This window comes from uncultured Xylophilus sp. (assembly GCA_913776965.1).
In the GTDB taxonomy this organism is placed as follows: Bacteria; Pseudomonadota; Gammaproteobacteria; order Burkholderiales; family Burkholderiaceae_C; genus Xylophilus.
In genome coordinates this window covers 1-4,558 of the sequence record CAJYQL010000130.1, presented here as the reverse complement: position 1 = coordinate 4,558, position 4,558 = coordinate 1, and the positions used below count along the sequence as shown (strand labels likewise).

Below are 4,558 nucleotides of genomic sequence, written 5' to 3'. Positions count from 1 at the left end.
TTGCGCGAGGAAGTAGTCCGAGCTGAGGAAGCGCCGGTAGTCGGTGAAGGCCGGGTCGGTCTCCACCAGGTAGCCCACACCGGGCGTGGCCGGGGTGCGGAAGAGCTGGCTGGCCGGCAGCGACAGGGGCGCGCCGTTCCTCACCGTGGCGTAGCCCAGGCCAGCCTTGACGGCGCCGGAAGCCTCTATTGCGCCATTAAATTGATAGCTATAGGCGGAGGTGCTATGTGCGCTGGATGCCGATTGGGGCAGCAAGTCCCGCACCGGAGTAGCCACAATGCCCTGCAGGGCGTTCAGGGCCAGCAGGGCGATAGCTATGAGCGAGCGGATGCGGCGGATCACGGAGGATGCGCTATGAAATAAATAGCTACCGGCCCAGGCACGACGTGCGCTGACGGGCGATTGGGATGAGAGGCTTGATGGATAGGGGTCTGATGATGGTTTTGTTGGCCTGGGCTTTGCCCGGAAGGGCCAAAGCATCCACGCGGTCCAACAGAGGTATGGAAGAGGCTGCTAAGGGCATGCGCTTGATGGGCTGATGCTGGGTTACCGGTTGCGATGCTGAACGAGCGACCCAGCGTCATCCAAAACAGTCAGCAGCAGTGTCCGCATGGGGCAGGGATCGAATCGCCCGCAATACAGGACTTGCCCAAAAAGCAGGCACATCCGGTGCTGCGTAAGAAACGAAGGAAGGGAAAATCAAGCCGCGAGACCGGAAACGAACCTGATTTCTTCAAAAAGCCAGTCCCGCTTGGGCGGGGAGGAGGGTTGCGGACACGCCGACAAGACATATGGATAGGGCAGCAGCGCCGAGCCGGTCTAATAAGTGAAGTTGGTTTTCGCCTTTCCGCTAGGGTCAACAGCAAGCACGAAGCTCTTCCAATCGCCGCCTGTGTGGGACTTCATCAGCTCGTGCAATTGATGCACATATCGATAGACACTGCCTGTCGGGTCTGCAAGAACAGCGCGCTGTACATCACCGTTAAGCACAAAGGAAAACTCGGAATCTACTGACCAATCACCGTCATCGACGAAATAACAAAATTTGCAGCGCATTTCTTCGTAGATTGATTCTGCAGAATCGTGCATGACCTGAGTAATTTTATTGAGAATCTCAACTTGCTTCTCGATTGTCATTTTCCAGCCTTGTTCTCAAAGAATCTCTGTTTGGGCACCCCGTTGACCAAATAATCAATTATCAAACTATCTGGTCTTGGTGATGCTGGATCAGTCCTCGAAAAGCGCACAGTGACGGGGCCCACCTGATCGCCGTTATTCAGTGCACCTTTGATTTCATTTTCCCATCGCTTGTAGGCGGAGTTATTGAAACTCCCATCTTGCGGAAATAGATTGAATCGATCACAGGTTCCGCCAAGGCTGCAAGCTTGGACATGCCCACCAACATCCGTAGACAGTCCTTCCTTGCCAGCCGCCGTTTGGCGCGAATCACGAACTCCTTGAGTAAGCGACGGGTTGTAGGTAATTTCATCAACGTAGCCGCTTGGGTTGGTCTTGAACTCCGTTCCGTTGCTCAGTTTGACTTGGCTATTGGGTGGCGGCGCATTCAAGATGTTGTACTCGGGCGTACCTTTAGTGACGTTAGCCACATCAACCTCAACACGTGCTAGGTTCACTCCCCCCTTTGCTCCATCCGCAACCCTGCTCACTGGCGGTGAAGGAAGCTCAACGCTGGGCGACGGCGTCCGTACAGCCGAGACGCCCGCATCCCCGCCCTTGCCCGCGACCTTCACCTCGCTGCCGATGTCCTTGAGCACCGCAGCAATGGCCTGCACCGACGGCTCGCCCACCTTGCGCACCATGCCGCCTGCCAGCGGCACCACCCCGACCGCCGCCCAGAACCGGCTGGCCTCTTCTCCCGTGACCGAGCCCTTGCCGGTCACCAGTTGCACCAGCGATTCGCCGCTGCCATAGAACGGCAGCAGTTCGACGACCGTCTGCGTCAGCGTTCTCGCCTGCTCGGGCGTGAGCGTCGAGACCTTCGCTATCGCCACGAAGTTGCCCACGCTCTCCATGCTCTGCATCTGCCGGTCGATGCGCTGGAAGTCCTGCTGCGTGCAGTTGTTGCCGCACGCGCTCAGCAGACGCGCGTTTTCCCGGCTGACGGTGCGGCGTACTTCGGCAAACGGACTGCGGCTGATGTAGTTGTTGGTGCTTTCGTTGAAGCCCGTGACGGCGCCTGCGGCTCCTCCAGCGATCGCGCCGAGAGCCGTGCCGGCGACGACGCTCAGGCCGCGGCTCACGCTATCGGGCAGGTTCAGTTCCGCGATCTTTTCGCCGATGACCGGCAGGGTCGAGGCGGTGGCACCAGCACCCAAGGCGCCCTGCAGTCCTCCGGTGAGTGCACCGACGCCGGCGTGCAGCAGGCTGCGGTATTCGCCGCCGACGTCCCATTTACGGGCGGTGGCTTCGTCGTTACGCTGACGCGCCTCGATGGCTTGCTGGTGGGCGTAGGCCCCCACACCTGCAGCGGCCTGCTGTCCGAAGGCACCGGTGATCAGCAGTTGCGCCTGCGCTTCGGCAGCCAGCTGATCGCCCGTGCGGGCCCTGGTCAACGCCCCAGTGCCCGTGGCCTCGCCCGTGCGCACCGCCGTGTTGCCCGCAATGCCACTGATGCCCGCGGTCGTCGTGCTGCTCTGCTCGCCCTTCTCGTAGGCCACGCCGGCCATGCCGGAGGTGCTGGCGCTGAAGCCTTCGACCTTGTACCGGTCGCGGTTCTGGATGTCGCCGGTCGTGAGGCCGCCTGCGCTGTCGAAGCGGTTGCGGCCCGCATCGACCGCAGCCTGGGTGCTGGTGATGGCGCCGCCGGCGAGTTCGGTCCTGCCGCCGACCTTGACCTCGAAGCCGCCGTCGCCCGCCCGGATGCCGCTCTGCTCGGCGACGGCCGCGTAGTCGACCTTGCCCTGGTAGGCGCTGGCCGAGGCACTGCCGCTGACGCCCGAGCCGACGCCGACGGTCACGCTGGCCGCCGCACCGGCGTTCTGGCCGTCGAAGCGGCTGGTGTCCTGCAGGCTCTCGATGCGCAGTTTCCCGCCGATGTCGGCTTCCACGCGCTGGCCACTTGCTACGGCACCGGCGAGGGTGGTGTCGCCCCCACTCTGGATCCTGAGGGTATTGCCGGCCGTGACGTGGCTGTTGGCATGGATGACATCCGCACCGTCGGCCTTGCCGCGCGAGGCGCTGGCGCTGACGTTGACGCCCAGGACTGCGCCGCTGGAGACGTCGAGCGCGATGCCGACGCTCGCGCTCTGGCTGCTGCTGGTGCTGCGCTGCTCCTGGGTGTTGCGTGCGGCCAGGAGGTCGATGCGGTTGTCGGCCGCGAGCGTGGCGTCGCGGGTGGCGACGATGTCGCTGCCGCGCACGGCGATGTTGCTGTCCTGGCCGCCGCCGGTGGCACGCAGGGTGACGTTGTCGGCCTGGATGCGGCTGCCGCGCCCGGTGTTGCTCGCCTCGTGGCGGTTGCTGTCGCTGCGGGCGCTGCCGATGGAGATGTTGATGGAGCTGCCGCCGTTGTCAGCGAGCGCTTGGGCGGTGGCCTCTGCCGCGTCGTAAGCCTTCATGGCCGCAGCCGCCATGCCGAGCGCGGCGAGCCGGCTGTTGCCGGTCTGGCCCGCAGCATCGGCTGTGGCGACCGCGCTCTGCACGGCACCGGCGGCGGCGCTGATGGCACCCGAGGACAGGCTGACGCCGCTTTGCTTGAAGTGCTGTTCGCTGTCGCTACGGGCGGTGTCCCGGGACTCGACGATGTCGATGCTGCGCGCGCCGATGCTCACATCGCCCACCGGCGCCTGCACGTCGCTGCCGACCTGGCGGTAGGCGTTGCCGGCCGTGATGGTGACGTTGCCGCCGATGCTGCCGACCGTGCTGGCGCTGGAGGTGCTGGACGCACCCTGCTGCGCAGCGCTCTGCGACAGGCTGCCGATCATGATGCCGGCGCCCGCGCCCATCAGGCCGCTGCGCTGGAGGTGACTCTCGCTGCTGCCGGTCTGGGTGCTGGTGGCGGCAGCGATGGTGACGTCGCGACCGGCGACGAGCGTGGCGTCCTGGTCGGCGACGACGCTGGAGCCCGTAACGCCGAGGTCGCGGCCGGCGCTGACGACGATGGTGTTGCCGCCCAGGCTGCTGCCCTGGCCGCTGGTGGCGGTGCTCTCGCGCGTGCTGGTGGCGGTGCTGCTGCCGTACCAGTGCTTGCTCTGGCTGAAGCCCTGGCCTTCTTCGCGGGCCGTGGTGGCAGCGGTACCGACGGCGATGTCGCGGTTGGCCTGCAGGTACAACTCGCCCGTCTTGGCGTCCAGCCGGGAGCCGGAGATGGTGATGTCGCCCTGGCCTGCAGAGGCGGCTCCGTTGGCGACGACCGCGATGTCGCGGCCGGCGCTCACGCTGCTGCCGACGGCGCGCTCGGTCATGCTTTGCGCGCTCTCGAAGCCGTTCTTCGTCACGGCGGTCAGCGCCGCATCGCGGGTGTCGGTGGCCGCGCCGATCGTGACGCTCTTGGCCGTGAGGGCGATGTCGCGTCCCGCATCGAGTGTGCTGGCGACGA

3 protein-coding genes are annotated in these 4,558 nt (G+C 64.8%); all 3 read right to left on the bottom strand.

Translation table 11 applies throughout. The annotated features are described in order from the left end of the window. The coding region (locus tag QZ500_RS18500; protein ID WP_295857398.1) for a hypothetical protein at nt 1-342 on the bottom strand (342 nt) is incomplete at its 3' end. Nucleotides 343-819: 477 nt separating this feature from the next. Then, on the bottom strand, nt 820-1,137 hold the full coding sequence (locus tag QZ500_RS18495) for a hypothetical protein (RefSeq protein WP_295857396.1): 318 nt from the start codon (nt 1,135-1,137) through the stop codon (nt 820-822). Further along, the coding region (locus tag QZ500_RS18490; RefSeq protein WP_295857394.1) for a hemagglutinin repeat-containing protein at nt 1,134-4,558 on the bottom strand (3,425 nt) is incomplete at its 5' end. The genes QZ500_RS18495 and QZ500_RS18490, both read right to left, overlap by 4 nt.

Excerpts from the sequence above, each read along its gene's own strand:
- QZ500_RS18495 (WP_295857396.1), bottom strand. The coding sequence starts at position 1,137 with ATGACAATCGAGAAGCAAGTTGAGATTCTCAATAAAATTACTCAGGTC.